The sequence below is a fragment of the Fictibacillus phosphorivorans genome, assembly GCF_001619875.1.
In the GTDB taxonomy this organism is placed as follows: domain Bacteria; phylum Bacillota; class Bacilli; order Bacillales; family Fictibacillaceae; genus Fictibacillus; species Fictibacillus phosphorivorans_B.
The window spans coordinates 145,859-163,041 of sequence record NZ_LRFC01000008.1; the positions used below are offsets into that span (position 1 = coordinate 145,859).

The 17,183-nt window shown below is 39.0% G+C and carries 16 protein-coding genes; 5 read left to right on the forward strand and 11 right to left on the reverse strand.

What is annotated here, in order from left to right:
- Positions 1-39 precede the first annotated feature (39 nt).
- Entirely contained in the window at positions 40-1,785 is a 1,746-nt protein-coding gene (locus tag AWM68_RS06955; protein WP_082820605.1) for a mechanosensitive ion channel, read from the reverse strand.
- Between the two features lie 330 nt (positions 1,786-2,115).
- Here AWM68_RS06955 and AWM68_RS06960 point away from each other — a divergent pair, with 330 nt between their 5' ends.
- From AWM68_RS06960 to AWM68_RS06970, 3 genes are read left to right on the forward strand one after another with little or no spacing between them, the layout of a single operon-like run.
- The gene (locus AWM68_RS06960; RefSeq protein WP_066239096.1) at positions 2,116-3,144 is read left to right on the forward strand and encodes an ABC transporter ATP-binding protein; all 1,029 of its coding nucleotides are present in this window, start codon (positions 2,116-2,118) and stop codon (positions 3,142-3,144) included.
- Positions 3,128-3,916 (forward strand): ABC transporter permease, encoded by a 789-nt coding sequence (locus AWM68_RS06965; protein ID WP_066239099.1) that lies wholly within the window; start codon positions 3,128-3,130, stop codon positions 3,914-3,916. Before AWM68_RS06960 ends, AWM68_RS06965 begins: the two co-directional genes overlap by 17 nt.
- 3 nt (positions 3,917-3,919) lie before the next feature.
- A complete protein-coding gene (locus AWM68_RS06970; protein ID WP_066239103.1) occupies positions 3,920-4,723 on the forward strand; it encodes an ABC transporter permease in 804 nt (267 codons plus the stop codon).
- Positions 4,724-4,986: 263 nt separating this feature from the next.
- Here the strand turns inward: AWM68_RS06970 and AWM68_RS06975 are convergent, their stop codons facing one another.
- From AWM68_RS06975 to AWM68_RS06990, 4 genes are all read right to left on the reverse strand, one after another.
- Complete coding sequence (locus AWM68_RS06975) at positions 4,987-5,589, reverse strand: superoxide dismutase family protein (protein ID WP_419865574.1); 603 nt, start codon at positions 5,587-5,589, stop codon at positions 4,987-4,989.
- A gap of 62 nt (positions 5,590-5,651) precedes the next feature.
- Entirely contained in the window at positions 5,652-6,338 is a 687-nt protein-coding gene (locus AWM68_RS06980) for a peptidase E (protein ID WP_066239107.1), read from the reverse strand.
- Between the two features lie 283 nt (positions 6,339-6,621).
- Entirely contained in the window at positions 6,622-7,932 is a 1,311-nt protein-coding gene (locus AWM68_RS06985) for an ABC transporter permease (protein WP_066239110.1), read from the reverse strand.
- Positions 7,916-8,620 (reverse strand): ABC transporter ATP-binding protein, encoded by a 705-nt coding sequence (locus tag AWM68_RS06990; protein ID WP_066239113.1) that lies wholly within the window; start codon positions 8,618-8,620, stop codon positions 7,916-7,918. The genes AWM68_RS06985 and AWM68_RS06990 overlap by 17 nt, the downstream gene beginning before the upstream one ends.
- A 306-nt stretch (positions 8,621-8,926) precedes the next feature.
- Between AWM68_RS06990 and AWM68_RS06995 the strand changes: the two genes are divergently transcribed.
- Positions 8,927-10,564, forward strand: coding sequence for a M20/M25/M40 family metallo-hydrolase (locus tag AWM68_RS06995; RefSeq protein WP_066239115.1), 1,638 nt, complete (start codon positions 8,927-8,929; stop codon positions 10,562-10,564).
- Between the two features lie 16 nt (positions 10,565-10,580).
- On the opposite strand, the gene AWM68_RS07000 is transcribed toward AWM68_RS06995, so the two are convergent.
- From AWM68_RS07000 to AWM68_RS07010, 3 genes are all read right to left on the reverse strand, one after another.
- The gene (locus AWM68_RS07000; protein ID WP_066239118.1) at positions 10,581-11,345 is read right to left on the reverse strand and encodes a DUF4931 domain-containing protein; all 765 of its coding nucleotides are present in this window, start codon (positions 11,343-11,345) and stop codon (positions 10,581-10,583) included.
- 72 nt (positions 11,346-11,417) lie between these two features.
- Positions 11,418-12,071 (reverse strand): hypothetical protein, encoded by a 654-nt coding sequence (locus AWM68_RS07005; protein ID WP_066239121.1) that lies wholly within the window; start codon positions 12,069-12,071, stop codon positions 11,418-11,420.
- A 4-nt stretch (positions 12,072-12,075) separates the two neighbouring features.
- A complete protein-coding gene (locus tag AWM68_RS07010; RefSeq protein WP_231868386.1) occupies positions 12,076-12,630 on the reverse strand; it encodes a sigma-70 family RNA polymerase sigma factor in 555 nt (184 codons plus the stop codon).
- A gap of 444 nt (positions 12,631-13,074) precedes the next feature.
- Here AWM68_RS07010 and AWM68_RS07015 point away from each other — a divergent pair, with 444 nt between their 5' ends.
- Positions 13,075-14,397, forward strand: a complete 1,323-nt coding sequence (locus AWM68_RS07015) for a murein hydrolase activator EnvC family protein (protein ID WP_066239127.1) — start codon at positions 13,075-13,077, stop codon at positions 14,395-14,397.
- Between the two features lie 42 nt (positions 14,398-14,439).
- Here AWM68_RS07015 and AWM68_RS07020 read toward each other — a convergent pair whose 3' ends face one another.
- From AWM68_RS07020 to AWM68_RS07030, 3 genes are all read right to left on the reverse strand, one after another.
- Positions 14,440-15,216, reverse strand: a complete 777-nt coding sequence (locus AWM68_RS07020) for a protein-glutamine gamma-glutamyltransferase (RefSeq protein WP_066239129.1) — start codon at positions 15,214-15,216, stop codon at positions 14,440-14,442.
- A 64-nt stretch (positions 15,217-15,280) separates the two neighbouring features.
- Positions 15,281-16,303 carry an ABC transporter permease subunit gene (locus tag AWM68_RS07025; RefSeq protein WP_066239131.1) on the reverse strand — a complete coding sequence of 341 codons (1,023 nt, stop codon included), beginning with the start codon at positions 16,301-16,303 and terminating at the stop codon, positions 15,281-15,283.
- Positions 16,300-17,157 carry an ABC transporter permease subunit gene (locus AWM68_RS07030; RefSeq protein WP_066239134.1) on the reverse strand — a complete coding sequence of 286 codons (858 nt, stop codon included), beginning with the start codon at positions 17,155-17,157 and terminating at the stop codon, positions 16,300-16,302. Before AWM68_RS07030 ends, AWM68_RS07025 begins: the two co-directional genes overlap by 4 nt.
- Positions 17,158-17,183: the final 26 nt, after the last annotated feature.

Consider the following 17,183-nt stretch of genomic DNA (forward strand, 5'->3'; position numbering starts at 1 on the left):
CCTTTATGAGTCATTTCTATTCTCCTATTTATTTATGGATTAGAAATCATTTCTTTTTGGGTCATTCTTGTTGATGCCAAATTCATCGCTTGGTGTGTTCAAGTGATCAAACTGTCTATCCTTTGCGATGGTATGAGGCTTATCCATATTTGGTGTTGTTGAAACATCTTGCTGTTTTGAAGAATCTGTACGGAAGTCTTTTAATGAAGTCTTATCTTTCCACTCCGCTGGGTCCGGGCTTCCGATCGTTGTCTGTTCCATTCGTCGTCCCCATTTATTCAGCGTACGACCAGCAGCATCTCGTCCACCTAGGCCGAAAGCAAGGCCAAAAGCAAGGGTGAATCCACCTAATATCAAAATGAACGCAGCGTTTACGATTGTTTTTGCTACTCCAAGCTGATCGAGAGCCATGAAGAACGCGAGCGTAATAATCGTATACTTTGCAATATTACCTAAAAGCTTGCCTTCTGCCTGTTGTTTCACCATGCTTTGAACGACACGTTTTACAAGGTCTCCAGCATAGAATCCGATTCCAAGTACCAACACAGCCGTTAAAACCATCGGGATATAAGCAAGGACAACAGATAGTATGCTAACTAAACTTTCAAGATTAACGAGTTGCAATGCCTCAATAGTAAAGAGAAGTACAACAACTACCTGAGCGGCATATCCGATGATCTCTGAGATGGTAAACGTTTGGTTTGTCTTATGAAGAGATCCAAGTCCCATCTTGTGAAAGATACCGTTGAATCCAACTCGTTCTAATAACGAAGTAACTGCTCTTTTCACCCATTTACCTAGCCATAATCCTACAGCTACTAAGATGATAGCTACGATAATATTCGGAATCATGTCCATAATCTGGCCTAACATACCGATTGCCGGGCCGGATATTCCATTGATGTCCAGTGTTTCAAGTGCAGAAATTACAACAGGAATTAAGATAAAAACGTATACGATTGTTCCAATTAGTTGTGAAAGAGATGTTTTCTCTAATGCGCGTTCAGCACCCATTTTGTTGGCTAAACGGTCTGTTCCGATGCTTTGTAAGAAATTTACGAGAATCTCCTTAACGATTTTAGCAACTAACCATCCTACAAAAAGAATGATAGCTGCTCCAAGAAGTTTTGGTAAGAAAGCAAAGAATCCCGTTAACATGCCTTCTAATGGCTCAGAGATAGCATCAATTCCTAATGCAGATAAAACAGCAGGAAGGAATAAGAGTAATGTAAGGTAAAATACTGCTTTTGAAGCTGAGATAACCGCTTTGTCAGATTGATTCGGATCTCGAGTAAGCTTCCAGCGATGCAATAATCTTTCGAAACGTGTGTTTTGTCCTAATTTTTTTACAAGTATAGATAATCCAGATGCGATCAGCCAAGCAACAGCCGCGATTAAAGCTGCTTTTAATAAGTTAGGAATGGCTGCTGCAATTACACCTAATGCGTTTGAAATCGGCTGTGCAACATACGGAAGGCTAAGCATGTTTAAGAACATAACAATTGCCACTGCCATTAAGATCCAAAATACTACTTTACTAATAATTTCTTCTGAAGAATATGTTCCAGATCTCTTATGTTCAACTTGTTCCCCATCTGAGTCAGGTCTCATCCACCTTGCGACTTTATTGTCAAAGTCAGTTTTGTGGAGAGCTTTTTTGACTGCTTTGGCAACTAGAGAAGCGATAAGCCAGCCAATTAACAATACTAAAATAGCTAGAAGCAAATCAGGCAGTCTTCCCAAATAAGCCATCCACGAATCCGTTACTCCATTGTAATCGTACATATTCTTCCTCCTTTTATGGTTACATTTATTGACCTCTACATAAGCTCTACTTTCCCAAACACTTAATCAATTAAACTAGAACCTGATAAATGAAAGACAAGGATATATTTTACAAATCATGAAAATTTCGATATAATGCGTATATTGCATACTAGTGCAAACGTTTTCAAAAGGAGAGGGATAACATGTGGATTTTCATCATACAATCAAATTAATTACATATCCCTTTAAAACCTGACGCGTCGATTCGTGAGCAAAAATTACATATGCACACATACCCGCAGGAAATGGTCTGTGGTTTTTTTGTGTTCATTTTTAAGGAGATTTCACATGATTGTTGTAAAAAATCTGGAAAAATATTATAAAATTGCAAAACGGGATCCTGGTTTAAGAGGAGCCGTTAAATCATTGTTTCATAGAAAATATGAAACGAAAAAAGCGGTTAAAAGAATAAGCATGCACATTGAATCAGGCGAAATGGTTGGATATATTGGGGCGAACGGTGCAGGAAAGTCGACAACGATCAAGATGTTAACCGGAATTTTAACCCCTACCTCTGGCGAAGTGAAAGTGAACGGAATCATTCCCTATGAAAATAGGAAACAAAACGCCAGTCATATCGGAGCTGTTTTTGGACAGCGGACACAATTGTTCTGGGATATCCCTGTTCGAGAAAGCTATGAACTGCTAAAACATATTTACGAAATTCCACAAAAGCAATATGAAGAAACGTTAGCTGAATTCGTGGAAGTGCTTCACTTAGAACCATTGCTAGGTATACCGGTAAGGCAGCTATCCTTAGGCCAGAAAATGCGCTGTGAACTCGCTGCTGCTTTTTTACATCGTCCTAAGGTCGTGTACTTGGATGAGCCAACCATCGGATTAGATGTTGCGGTTAAAGTACGAATCCGCAACTTCATCAAACAGATGAACGCTCGGTACGGAACAACTGTGCTATTAACTACGCACGATATGCAAGACATCGAGGAAATCTGTCATCGTATTATTATCATCGATGATGGCAGTGTCATATATGACGGGTCCATTCAGGACATCAAAGCACAATTTGGCGATAAGCGTGTCATTCAATTTGAGCTAGAGCATTCAATCGATCATTTTGTGCTGCCAGAAGAAATAAGATCAGCAGCTGTAGTGATTCCAAAAACAGACGAGGATCATCATGTTGTATCTGTTTCGTTCAGCAGCAAAGAGATTTCAGGAGCAGAAGTGATCAGCTGTATGATGAAGCATTATCCTGTTTTAGACTTAACGATTGCTGATGCAAAGATTGAAACTATCGTTGAAGAGATCTACAGCAAAGGGTTGAAAGGTAGGGTGCAGCATGAGGAAATACATTGAGTTTGCCCGTGTTCAAATGCAAGTTCATGCTGCTTATTCCGCATGGTTTTGGGCAAATACCTTCTCCGTTCTTTTAAGAATGCTTGTCATTTATTTCTTTTGGAAAGCCGTGTACAGCAGCCGCACGGAAATAGAAGGTCTGCCATTTGATAGCATGATTACGTATATTATTATCGCGATGTTTTTACAGATGTTCGTTTCAGGTGTGGGCAGAGAACTTGCTCATACCATAAAGGATGGAAATGTTGCGATTGAACTCATGCGCCCTTATCACCTTATCACTCGGTTGATCGCTATGGATATCGGGGACAAAATCATTCACTTTATACGTGGAGCACTGCCTCTAGGCATACTTGCGTTTATTTTTATGGATATTACACTGCCGACTACGTGGCAAGGCGGCTTATTATTTTTGCTAAGTGCACTAATGGGGATTTGGATCGGTACATTTTTCGACCTGCTGATTGCTATTCTTGCCTTTTGGACGATTAACCTTTGGGGGCTTGAAGTGATGAAAGAAGCGGTAATCTCGTTTTTTTCTGGAGCACTTGTTCCGCTTATCCTATTTCCCGAATGGTTTCAAACGGTCAGTCTTTTCCTTCCATTTCAAGCAATGGTCTATGTTCCAGTAGCGATCTACACAGGCATATTAACTGGAACAGAAGCATGGCTTGCGCTAGGATCGCAAGTATTTTGGGCTGTCTTACTCTTTGTTTTGTTAAGGGTCCTATGGTCGATAGCAATAAAAAAGGTCACGATTTTTGGAGGTTAGGAGGTGGCTAGCTTGTTAACACGGTACTTGAAATTATATTATTTGTTTTGCAAACAAAACTTAAAAGTAATGATGGAATACAGGATGGATTTTCTGCTTGGCGTCTTATCAGTTATGCTTCAGCAGTTTGCAGGAATCTTCTTTGTTAAAATTGTGTTCGATCATATTCATCAGCTTAACGGCTGGACGTTTTACGAAATTCTATTCATATACGGAATCGCCGCTACAGGGCGGTCCATTCACCATATATTCTTTGATAACCTGTGGACGCTCGGTTGGCAGTATATTCGGCCAGGAAAGTTTGACCGTCTTCTCATACGTCCGATCAATCCGTTGTTTCACTTTATTGCTGATCGGCTTCAGCAGGACGGATTTGGACAGCTGTTTATCGGTATCATCGTTATCAGTACGGCCATGCCGCATCTGGATATTTCATGGGGAGTTTTAGAGTTCTTTATTCTTATTGTCATGATTATTGCATCTGGCTTTATCTTTGTAGCGATTAATCTTTTTTTTGCAACGTTATCCTTTTGGATGGTCGATAGCCTTCCGATCGTATGGACGATTTTTAATTTAAGTGATTTTGCTCGATATCCATTAACGATTTATCACAAAGGCATTCGTCACTTGCTTACATGGATCATTCCATACGGCTTTACCGCTTTCTATCCTGCTGCCTATTTTATCGAAGGCTCAGGATTTCAAAAACTTGCATTGCTAACACCTGTAGTGGCGATTGTCTCATGTGTGGTGGCCTACTGGTTTTGGAATAAAGGTTTAAAAGCCTTTACGAGTACGGGGAGTTAAATTAGGACTTTTTCGTAAAATACAAAAGTGTGAGGTGTGCGTACGGCAGCAGCGTGCACCCCAGTTGGCTGCAAAATCCTTTTGAAAAAAACAGAGGAATTGAGATCACATAAAAAAAGGATATAATCACATAAAAAACTTGGCACATCACATAAAAAATACACGTCATCACATAAAATGATCAAATCAGCAAGAACCTGTCTTCCTTAAAAGGATGAAAAAGCTGGAAAATTCCGTAGATTACGGGTTTCCAGCCTTTTTATTTATTTCTTAATTACACCGCACAAAACACGGTCTCCTGAGTTTCCTGCAGGATCAGTCTTATAATCATCGGGCTTATCATGAATAACAAGTGAGGTGCCTCCGTTTGCAAAAAGTGAATTACTCTTGCCTTCTAAAAGTGTCACAAGATTTGATAACACCTCGTCTTGAACAACACCGCTTTTGTTTGCCTTCACATTTTGCATATCCCCTACATGAGGACCTTTCGGATTAAGAAACCCATGCTTTTTTTCTGTCGGATTAAAGTGTGATCCAGCTGATTTAAAATCCGGCGGTGTACATATGGCTTCTTGATGGAAGTGGATGCCATGTTCGCCTGGCTTCAATCCTGTGGCATTCACCTCAACTTTAACTCCATCCGCTGTTTGTGTTAAAGTGGCTTCTCCTGCTTTATCACCTTCTGAATCAATAAGATTCACAATGTAAGATCCACCCTTTACTTTACTGGATGCCGTTTGAGATGCGGCTTTGGATTCTTCCATATCATGATTTTTATGTTCATCGTCTTTATTCTTGTTTCCACACGATGCTAAAACGATGACCAGCATCACGAATAACAGAATGCTTGCAAATTTTTTCAACACTTTTACCTCCTGATGATTAGCGATTAGTACATTTTCCGCCCAATCATCAGAACTTTAAACCTTTATTTTAAAAAAAGTGTCTCGAGCTCCTTTTCCGCCACTTCATCCCCTTGTCTTTCTACGAGATATGCTTTTGCATTCTCTCTTGAACTAACCACTTTGTGCAGTTTTCCATCAATAAAGTGAAGTGCTGCCCCATCATCTGCTGCATATCCTGATTTTAATCCATCCTTAATAAGTTTATGGTATGCGGGTCGTCGTTCTGCCTCGCCATCATAATGGGGGCAATGACTTCCTGGGAGAAAGCCAAGACAATCCAGCCTTGTAAGCGGACCAAATGAATCGGTCACACCTTCTTCAAACCAGCAAAGTGATCCTGCACTGAGACCCGCCAGAATTTTCCCTTCTTCATATGCCGTTCTTAATAGAGCATCTAATCCCCATTCTCTCCACAGAGTGAGAAGGTTTTTTGTATTACCCCCGCCAACATAAAAGATATCCTGCTGATTCACGAAATCCTTGAGATCTAGAGGTGGTGAAAAGAGCGACAAATGTGATGATATGCAGTTTTCAGCTTTAAAAGCTTTGTAAAAGCGTTCGATATATCCATCTGAATCTCCACTCGCAGTAGGAACAAAGCAAACACGAGGTTGAGCAGCTTTACATTGCTGAAGAATGTAATGATCCAATCGTTTATTTTCAGGTTCCATGGAAAAACCGCCGCCACCCATAGCAATAATTTGTTTCATGATGTTAACCACTCCTTTTAATTTACGTTTTCGTGGAATATCACTCTTTTTCCTGTCGTAATTGGGTATATTTTTAGTCAGGAAAGACACTGACTTGATTAGGAGGAGGTGATCACGGAAAAACAAAGCTTGATTAAGGAAAAATCTTAAGTTATCACGGAAAAAGAAAGAACAATCACGGAAAAAAGGCCAAACATCACGGAAATAGATATTTAGTGTACACTTCAGAAAGACACCTCATTACAAAAAACACCAGCAGACTAACCTCTACTGGTGCTCACCTCTACACGTCTCTTCTTAACGCTTTTAGTACATCTACCGTGGTAGCTTTTGCTGCTGGTCTCCAACCTGATAACAGCGTTACGCCCATACAGATCGTTACTGCAATCACAGTCAGGCTCCATGGAATATAAGATAGAATGAAATCTTCAGGTGGTTTTTCGTTTAAAAACTGCTCTATGATAATGGGAAGAGCAAAATTGACTCCATAGCTGATCATATAAGCCAGAACTGTACCTAATCCCACTCCCCATAAACCGATATAACCGCTTTCTAATAAGAAAATTCGTTTTATGGTTTTAGGTGTTGCACCGATAGCTTTCATGATACCGATATCTTGTGAGCGTTCCGTTACGGCCATCGTCATCGTATTAAATATGCCGATGGATGCAATCAGAACAGCAATTCCACCGATAAAAATTAAACCTGCTTTAAACAAAGTAAAATATAGGTTTAGCTCCTTTAACTCGCTCGCAACAGAATAAGTTAATAAATCCATCTTCTCAATGACTTCAGAAACTGCTTTTACCTCTTCGGCTGACGACGTATATACTTTTACATCGTCATACCCTTCTTCCAAAGAACCTTCATTCTTATTTTTTTCAAATAGCGTGTTAACTACCTCTTTTCGAAGATCATCTGTAATATAAGCATCTGTAACAATAGCCCACTTCTTTGTTGGTTTTTTTCCAATCCCAACTACTTTAACGTCTACCGAAAGATTTTTTGCATTTTGATCCTTATTATCAGCTGGAGTCAAATGATAGGTGAGCGTTTTTCCTATTAAGTCCTCTTTGTAAACTAACTCTTTGTGTTTTTCCTGTGACTCTTCCTCGCTCAACCCTTCATAAAAACTTTCAGGCGCTTCTTTTATGAATTGTTCCGAAAAATGATACCCGACTACGATTTCATTCTTATTTTTAGGTAAACGACCGCGGTCCAGTTCAAAACCAGCTTTGATCTCAGAAGGCATATGTGCACTGAAAACAGAAGTACTGATCATGTAATCACCGAGCGTAAATTCGTTTGCTGGTGTATGCTTTTTGCGGGTAACCGCCTTTACATCTTTAATCTTCTCTAATTTCTTCACTTCTTTATCCGTGATCATACCGTTTTCTTTTTGGATTTGTATTTCGTTCATCAACCGGTAACTCATCACATCATCTACAGCTGTTTTATGGATGGCAAACCCGACTGATGCTAGCATGATTAAAAAGGCACAGCCAATCGTTGAAGCGAGGATCGTCATCCAGACACGTGTTCTGTTTCTTTTCATATTACTTCTGACAAAACGGTGCTTATCTTTGAACTTCACGAAGCATTCTCCCTTCTCTTAAGTACCCGTCTACAATCTCCACTTTCCGGTGGGCGATGGAAGCTACTTCATGATCATGTGTAATCATTAAAAAGGTAATCCCATAGTTTTCATTTAATTCTTTTATAAACGATAAAAGTTCTCTCTCGTTTTCAGAATCCAAGCTTCCTGTTGGTTCATCAGCCAATATGAGTGGAGGATTTAAGATCAATGCTCTTGCTATACTGACCCGTTGCTGCTGGCCTCCTGAAAGTTCTCCTGGATAATGACTTTGATACTGTTCCAAACCAACCCTTTTTAACATTTCTTTCGTCCGTTCAACTCTATCTTTCTCGTTCGTCCCCTTTAGAACCAACGGAAGTTCTATGTTTTCATAAGCTGTCATGCTAGGGATCAGCTGAAAACTTTGAAAGATAAACCCAAGGTGGCTTAAGCGAAATTCTGCCCACTTTGATTCTGACAAACCACTAACTTTGGTCCCGTTGATAGAAATCGTACCTGTTTCAGCTTGAATGAATCCCGATATTAAGTTTAATAATGTTGACTTCCCTGAACCGCTCCTACCAACAATCGCTACGATTTCCCCTTTTTCCACCTGCAGATTTACATCATGCAAAACAGGAACAACATTCTCCTTTTCTTTCTTTCCAATCTTAAAAGCATAAGATAAATGATTAACTTTAATCACAAATTCACCTCATTTGTATTAAGTGTACTATTGGTTACAATACACATATACCACGTTATGTCATTATCTGTCAATATGTCCCAATGAAGTTTTTGCGGCGGTGGCTTCACACTTTTATAGAAGCCCTATCAAGCTGCTTACATAATGTCCACCTTTGTAGACATCGTACACCATGGAAAGCGAGCATCTGGAACGGAAATCAACCTCTTACAAGGACACCAATGATTTTAAAAACTTTCTTTAAAAAAGGATTTAAAGGGAAAGAGTAGTATAGATAACAATGACATACATCTAGGAGGTACACATATGTTAAAGTGGCAATCAAAAGAAGGATATACAAAACTGCTAAAAGATCTTGTTTCAATTCCGAGCATCACCCATCATGATGGAGAAATGTTTATGGCAGAGCACCTTTACCACACACTATCTTCACTTGAATATTTCACAACACACCCAGATCACGTTCGCCATCATCCCCTTCCAGATGGCCGAAAACTGATAACAGCATTTGTACAGAAAGATCCTAGTGTAAAAGAGACGATTATCCTGTTAAGTCACTTTGATGTCGTCTCTGTTGAGGATTTTGGAGAATGGAAACACCTCGCTTTTCGGGCTGATGAACTTACCGAAAAGATTATTGAAAATAAAGAGCTGCTTCATCCTTTTGTTCAGGAAGATTTAAAGAGTGGCGATTGGCTGTTCGGTCGAGGAACGATGGATATGAAAGCGGGTGTCGCGCTTCATATGTCCATGATTGAGAAAGCAGCAACAGGTCATTTCAAAGGAAATGTTCTTATGATATCAGTTCCAGATGAAGAAGTTCACTCTGAGGGAATGCTGGCAGGTGTAAGTGTTTTACGCCAGCTGAAGGAAGAATATGATATTAAATACATCACATGTTTAAACGGTGAGCCTAGTTTCACTAAATTCCCAGGTGATACTGCGCCATATATGTACACAGGATCAACGGGTAAGATCCTTCCAGGGTTCCTTTGTTACGGTAAAGAGACGCACGTCGGTGAACCGCTTGCTGGTTTGAATGGCAACGCGATGGCAGCAGAGATTACGAGAGAACTAGAATGGAACGTTGATTATGTTGAGACGTTTCGGGAAGAAGCTACGCCTGTTCCTACGAACTTGATACAAAAAGATTTAAAAGACCATTATTCCGTGCAGATTCCACATGCCGCTGTTACTCTATTTAACCTTATGCTGTTTAATCGGTCGCTATCAGATATTACATCCATGCTGATGAACAGTGCTCAGACTGCAGCTAGAAATTTAGAGAACCGACTATATGAAAGAAGTAAAGCCGTATCTAAAATTGTTCCTTTCACACCTGAAAAAGAAAACATAAAAGTACTCACCTTTAACGAACTTTATGAGCATGCAGTAACAAAATATGGACAAGAAGAATTAGACCGCAGAGAAAACATGCTGCAAACCAATAATCCAAATGCTGATGAAAGAGAACTTACCATTCAATATGTATTTGAACTGGCGAGTCTGTGCAGAGACATTTCACCAATGATTGTTCTTTTCTACACACCGCCATTTTATCCCGCTGTTTGTTCAAGTGATCATCCATTAATTAAAGCGACATCAGAAGAGGTAGTGAACCATGCAAAAAGGGAGTTCAACAGTGACCTTGTTAATGTTCATTACTTTAGCGGTTTATCTGATTTAAGTTATATTGGTTTCAACGGAGATGCTCGAGATCTTTCAGCGTTTACTAGTAACTTTCCTTTACTAGGATCAAGATATAACATTCCCTTTGATGATATGAGAGAGATCAACATTCCGGTGATTAACATCGGTCCACTAGGCAAAGATGCTCACCAGTGGACTGAACGGCTGGAGATCAACAAAGTGATGGACGAAACGCATCCACTCATCGTGTTTGCCATGGAAACACTGTTTGATAAAGCAAAAAACCAGATCTGAATGATCTGGTTTTTCTTTATACCGTGAAATAAATGTCTTGTATTTTTTTTGCAATACCTTCAATATTATTAGCCACTTGCTGTACACCGTACCCCATAAAAAGAGGCGATGTTACAAAGCGAGGCATGATCTTACAGTACGTAGTGCCGTTCTTTTTATAGAAGAAAAGATTATAGCTCGTACAGTTTCGATGGAAATGATTAAGCAGAAAATGAGCTCCTGTCTGTATGCAATCTGCGAATAAGGTTAAATCAGCATCCTTTTCCCAAATCACATTCAACTCATAAAATCCTACCCGCGGTTCATTTGAAACGGTGAACCTTACCCCATCCTTCTCTAAAATAGAAATTCCCTCAAACTGATTGACAGAAAAATCATGCATACAATCCACTTCGTTCAGACCAATAATCTGCATGTGAGGATGCCGTATCGTTCCGCCTGATAAAGGACCGTGGTTTTTAAAAAACATAACCGAACGATATTTTTCGCTAGTTAACATCCGCTCCCAATGTTCCAGACCGAAACGCAGGACATCATAAAGGTGATCTTTCCTGTAATTAGAAAGTTCTCCTTCACATTCGTCTGTTTCGATAAGGACTGTCTGATAAGCTCCATCAAGTACGGTATATTTATTTTTTACTAATATAATCGATCCGCTTTTATCAAGTACTTCTTCCAATTCATCAATGCGACAAAATGGACAAGGTGTTTCTCTGTTTTTGATGCTGTTCGGCTTTTGTGCGCCTACTTCTGTAAAAAATTTTATGTGTGTTTTTTTCATGCTATTCACCGCTTTTGCTTGTTTCCTGTCTAATTTCTAGCTGCACATACATATATCCTGTTTGGCTATGGTTTATTTATTCGTGATTCGTTCCCATTTTAAAGTACCTTCATTTTTCTTGATCGAACCGAGCCATTCGAAGTCTTTATCCACTTTGAGAAGTTCTGCAATCAAATCGTTATCCGTAGAACTTGCTGTATAGACTTTTAGATTAACATATTTCCATAGTTCGCCCAAATTTTCCTGCGCTTCATACGGTTCGTTTAACGTGAGGTGTGATACTCCCTTTAAGTATGATTCGGTTAAAAAAAACTGTTTTTCTTGTGAAAGATTTTCAGGAAACCTAATATATACAGTTAAGGTATCACCTTTTTGGTAGGCATCTATTCCTGTCACATTATGCTGATGCCGCATATCATGTCGTGCTTTTGTTAAAATGGCTTGATTGACATAAGGGGTTTTCACAAAGAAATTGGCATCTTTATTCGTATCCTTATTAAGAGGCATGCTTTCGGCGAATTGGATAAAAAGAAAGATAAAGGCTACACCGAGTGCAAGACTCAAACTCTGATGAAACCAATGATACCACATACTTTTAGGTGCAGGAAGTTTATTCAGATCACGTGTTTTCTGAAGAACGCTCTGCCTGTGTTCCTCTTTAAACGTAATGGTTTTCATACGGCCGTTGTTCAAAATTTCAGGCAGCTGCTTTAACGGATCTTCCATGAACTCACCCTCCCTTTTCCAATTTACGGCGCAGCATTTCTCTGCCTCGCTGTAGAATTGTTCTGACTGTTGCTTCCTTTTTATTTAGAATCTGGCTGATCTCATTAACCTTCAACTCTTTATAGTAGAAGAGAAGGATGACTTCTCGATATTTAAGCGGAAGTTTCAAGACTTCTTCTGACAATGCTTCATGTTCACTTTTTTGCACGATTGAGAGTTCGGGTGTAAGAGCTGAGGATGGTTTGGCCTTGCTAAAACGATCAATCACATGAATATACTTCTTCCATCCGCTTCTTAAATAGTCTTTACACAAATTAATGGTGATCGAATAAACCCATGTTTTGACTGATGATTCATTTCGGAAGTTGTCTTTGTGGATAAAACATTTCACAAAAACTTCTTGTGCCAGATCCTCCGCCAATTTTCTATCCTTTACATATGTATAAGCGAGCCTTACCACCTTATCTTGATACATGTCCATAATTTGGATCAGCCACTCTTCCTGACTTAGGTGGTGAAAATTAAATTCTGGTGACACAACGCTTTTTTTCGTTTTCAAGTCCATCCCCCCTTACCTTACACTCCATCTATCTCTTAGACGGTTGTTGATTCGATTTTCATTCAAAATTTTTCATCTTTTACTCATTGTTAATTGATCTAATACAACTACAGATAACCATCCGAACACTGCCTGAGTCGCATCTATTCTCGTTGAATAGTAAATATGGAGAAGTTTTATATAAATTATCTAATGGCTCCGTTTTTTTTGTAATAAAACTTTGATTCTATTAAGTATTTATTTGTCATTTCATATTCTATATCTACCATTCTATTTCCTTTAATAGACAATTTATTACAGACATACGTCGAATCGTGTTTCAAGGTGTAACATTTTGAAATATAAATGTAATATTATTTCGCGATAACTGACTAGTAATCAATGGTATAATCACATGAGTAAAGAAATTGGCAACATTTGCACTTACAAGGAGGAGTACCCATTTTGAATCGCAAGCTAGTAATGGCAACACTATCTCTCAGTCTAGTATTTAGTACATATACCGTATCGGCAGAAACTCTGTCTTCTATAAAAGAAAAAAAAGAACTAAATCGCTCTGAACAGGATAAAAAGCAGGTTGAATTGAAAGAGAATAAAGATCAGCAAGATCACACAGTAGATCAAATTGAACAGTTACAGAGTTCAATAGAAAAGACAGTTAAAGAAATTGAAAACAAAAAAGCTTCTATTCAATCTACAAAAGCTTCTATTGAAAAATTAAAAAAAGAAATCGATGTGCTTGAAAAAAGAATTAAAGAACGCGACGCACTTTTAAAAGAACGTGTAAGTTCCATGTATGAAAGCGGCGGGGCTGTTAACTACCTAGACGTTTTATTAGGCGCTAAAGATTTTGGCGATTTTCTTGATCGTGTATTTGCTTTAAATGTAATTGCTGAGCAAGACAAAGCGATTCTAGAAGAACACAGACAAGATAAAGCTTCTGTTGAAAAGAAAAAAGAAGAAGTTGAAATTCAACTAACTTCTCTCAATAAAGACTTAGCAGAGCTCGAGGGATTAAACCAAAAGCTAACGGCTCAGAAAAAACAAAAAGCTTCTCTTCTTGCGCACTTGCAGACTGAAGAAGGAGAAATCCATAGTCATATTGTGCAATTAGAAGAGAAAAACGAACTTCTTTCAGCACAAGAAGCGGCAATTAAAGCAGAAATCGCTCGTGCGAAACGTGAAGAAGAAGAACGCAAAAAGAGAGAAGCTGCAGCTAGAGCAGCGGCTGAAGCAGCAGCGGCAAAAGCGAAAGCTGATGCAGCAGCAGCGGCAGCAAGAGCGAAAAGCAGCTCGTCAAACTCTAGTTCTTCAACAGCACCATCAACACCACCGCCTGCACCAACACCGGCTCCAACTCCAGTTGGCCGTGACTTTATCATGCCTTCTCAAGGAATGATTACGTCAGGCTTCGGTAACAGAAGTTCAGGAATGCACTATGGGTTGGACATCGCAAAAGGCGGAAGCTCGGTACCAATCGTTGCAGCAGCATCTGGAACAGTAGCAAGAGCTTATTATTCAAACAGTTACGGAAACGTTGTCTATATTACGCATTATATTAACGGACAGCTTTATACAACACTTTATGCACATATGAGAACAACACCAGCAGTTCGTCAAGGTCAATCTGTCTCTCAAGGCACGTTCCTAGGCTACCAAGGCAATACTGGTGAATCAAGAGGTCAGCATTTACACTTCGAATTACACAAAGGACCTTGGAATGCATCTAAATCAAATGCGGTTGATCCAAGACCATATCTTCAATAAAAAAGTAAAAAGACGCAGAGAACACGATTCTCTGCGTCTTTTTTATATGACCCCAGCAAGCAGCCTTCGAATTGGATGACGCGTGTATTCGGACATTAATCGATAGTTTGGCCTGATGATTTCAGATGTTAAAAAAGCCGATACTGTGGCACCAGGCATTCTCTTTTTATTTAGCACATCAATAACCTCACCAATCGTACCTGTACCAATTCCGTGGCCGAAGAATTGCCCGTTTCCAAGATCAATCAAATTTTCACCTTGCCATTGAGGCGTGTTTGGATGATGCTCTGGATTTTTTACATATCTCACATCTCCAGGTAAGGAATCTCCAGACGACACCTGAATAATTTGAAGATCCTCATCATGTTCTGTACTGTAGAGAAGCAATCCGTTAAACAATTGATCAAACATTCTCGTTCCAATTGTCTCAAGGACTGCTTTATAGAACATGATCATAATGGCTGTTGTACATTCGAATCCGTATTTTTTCCCATTAATAAAAATATCAGAAATGGCATCAGAAGGACGGACTCCCGATCGAAGCAAAAAACCTCCATAAGCTGTTCTTCTCCAATATTGAGGATTACAGCGAGCATTAACGAACGTAGCAAATCCCGCTCCGCTATCCCGCATAGCGAGTGCAGCTGCAACAATATTTGAACGCATAACAACTTCAAATAAAAATTGGTGAGGACTTGTGTAATAGAACGATTCTCTAGAGTTTTTAAGCTTTTCACCTATTTGTTTCTGTGTCGATGTAAGCGAATTGAAACCTGAGATTTGTGATGTATTTACTGGATACCCATTAACAAAAATCATTTCTCTCCCCCCTGTCTGCACAGGATACGATATTGTATGGCAGGATGAGAGAAGTGGTGTTTTTTTATGCCCCTCTATTTTGTAAAAAGGAAAATGGTGCTTTATGAGGTGAGGGAATGTTTTCTTCTACAACTTTCACTTTTTTACCTTTTGTTACATTTCTGATTTGAAGGTGTTTTTGATAGCCCTCCCCCATAAGTTGAAACGCATAGATCGCGATGCCGAACATGATGATGGGTCCTAACGCGATAAATGGATTGGCTTGAATCATGAAATAATAATCTCCTACTAATCCCGACCACTCATTTGATATTGATTTTGGCGGATCATTAACCAAAGGGGTAAAATCAACATCTGTTCCTCCAAAAAAGAGTTTAAAATACCCGAGATGTGTAAAAATGATTAACACTTGCACACATTGCTGACACCACACGATAACGAGCTTTGGTAGTAGATGAGGCATGACATGTTTATTAAATATTCTCCATCGGCTAGCTCCTAAAACGTGTGCACCCTCAATAAAGTCCTCTTTTAAAGTTGAAGCCATCAGATTACTAATTAGAGATCCTAACAGCGGAACTACAAGTACAGTTAAAATGATAATTTCAAGTCCAATTCTTTCGGTTAACGAATAAATAAAATACCCTTCCATCTCTTTGGGATTGAATTGTTCTTTTAAAATGGGAGAAAGGATAAATACAGCTATGATTGTAAGCGGGATGAAATAAAAAGAACTGAGCAATTGATCTAGACTTTTTCTAATTTTTTCTGGCACGTAAAAAGTTAAAGGTATTGCGGTCAAGAGACTGATCAAAACCCGTAAAAAACCAATCGCGATGACGCTTAATAGTGTGAATTTCGCACCTTGCAGAACTTTTAAAGCAATATCATAACCATGGGGATCGGTACCCATCGGAAACATAAAGGATGGTTCAAATGGAGCTGCCTTAATCGGATTCATGTTTTCATCATATAGCACTTGGACTTGACGAATTTCGCTATCAAAACATACAGAAAAGACAAGGCTAGAAACAATTAAACCTGAGATTATACTAAATCCTATCCAAAATTTACAGCTTCTTATCATACCACCTCACCTCTATTCGTAAAACGCAGAATGAACCATTCGAATACGGCAAAGATTAGAAAAAATGGGAGCACAAGTAAAATGAGACAAGCGGCAAGCATTTCAGGTCTAAAATCGTGGTACATATAATGTGTGATTCCATGGATATTAAAAATAATTTCTACTAACAACAAGTTGGAGATCATGAACCAAAGAACCGATTTTGAAAAATGAAAAATGCCTTCACTTGTGTTTCTCGTTACATGGAAGATGAGAACGTATATCCTCTTCATACCTTTTGCTAAACTCATTTCTACATATGGTTTTGCCATCTCTTCTTCTGTCATAAGAATCATCATCTTGTAAAAATAAACGAAAGGCAGAATCATCAGACACGCAATCGGGACAAGGTAGATTCTGCTCTCCGCTCCCAATGAGGCAACATTTGAAACAAGTATTCCAGTTTTTTTATAAATCATCACAATTCCCATCTGAACAAGTGCGAAAACGAGAAGATCTGGTAAAGATTCTAAAAAGGTCAGAACATTTTTGATGAATTTTCTTAAAAAGAGCGGCAGCATAAGTGTCCCCCAGGTCAAAAGCTGTGCTGCGCAAAAAGCTATGAACACTGCACCAAAAAGAATCGTCAATGAGTAGAAGTAAGGTCCCCATATGTCTTCCAAAAATAAACGCTCTATTCCCTGATTAAAATAGATCATCTCGTTTATTTGAAGTACTTCATTAAATACAACCGCAATCTTATTTGCATAAGCAGAAACATCTTTATTCATGATCAGCTCAGGCAGTCCGCTTATAAGAATAATGGAAATAATCGTTAAAAATAACTGCAGTAATCGTTCTTTTAGTGTTTTCATCTCTGCCCTCCTTCACCTTCTTTAGT

Coding starts and splice junctions, on each gene's coding strand:
- AWM68_RS06955 (WP_082820605.1), bottom strand. CDS start 1,785: ATGTACGATTACAATGGAGTAACGGATTCGTGGATGGCTTATTTGGGA.
- AWM68_RS06960 (WP_066239096.1), top strand. CDS start 2,116: ATGATTGTTGTAAAAAATCTGGAAAAATATTATAAAATTGCAAAACGG.
- AWM68_RS06965 (WP_066239099.1), top strand. CDS start 3,128: ATGAGGAAATACATTGAGTTTGCCCGTGTTCAAATGCAAGTTCATGCT.
- AWM68_RS06980 (WP_066239107.1), bottom strand. CDS start 6,338: ATGAAACAAATTATTGCTATGGGTGGCGGCGGTTTTTCCATGGAACCT.
- AWM68_RS06995 (WP_066239115.1), top strand. CDS start 8,927: ATGTTAAAGTGGCAATCAAAAGAAGGATATACAAAACTGCTAAAAGAT.
- AWM68_RS07000 (WP_066239118.1), bottom strand. CDS start 11,345: ATGAAAAAAACACACATAAAATTTTTTACAGAAGTAGGCGCACAAAAG.
- AWM68_RS07005 (WP_066239121.1), bottom strand. CDS start 12,071: ATGGAAGATCCGTTAAAGCAGCTGCCTGAAATTTTGAACAACGGCCGT.
- AWM68_RS07020 (WP_066239129.1), bottom strand. CDS start 15,216: ATGATTTTTGTTAATGGGTATCCAGTAAATACATCACAAATCTCAGGT.
- AWM68_RS07025 (WP_066239131.1), bottom strand. CDS start 16,303: ATGATAAGAAGCTGTAAATTTTGGATAGGATTTAGTATAATCTCAGGT.
- AWM68_RS07030 (WP_066239134.1), bottom strand. CDS start 17,157: ATGAAAACACTAAAAGAACGATTACTGCAGTTATTTTTAACGATTATT.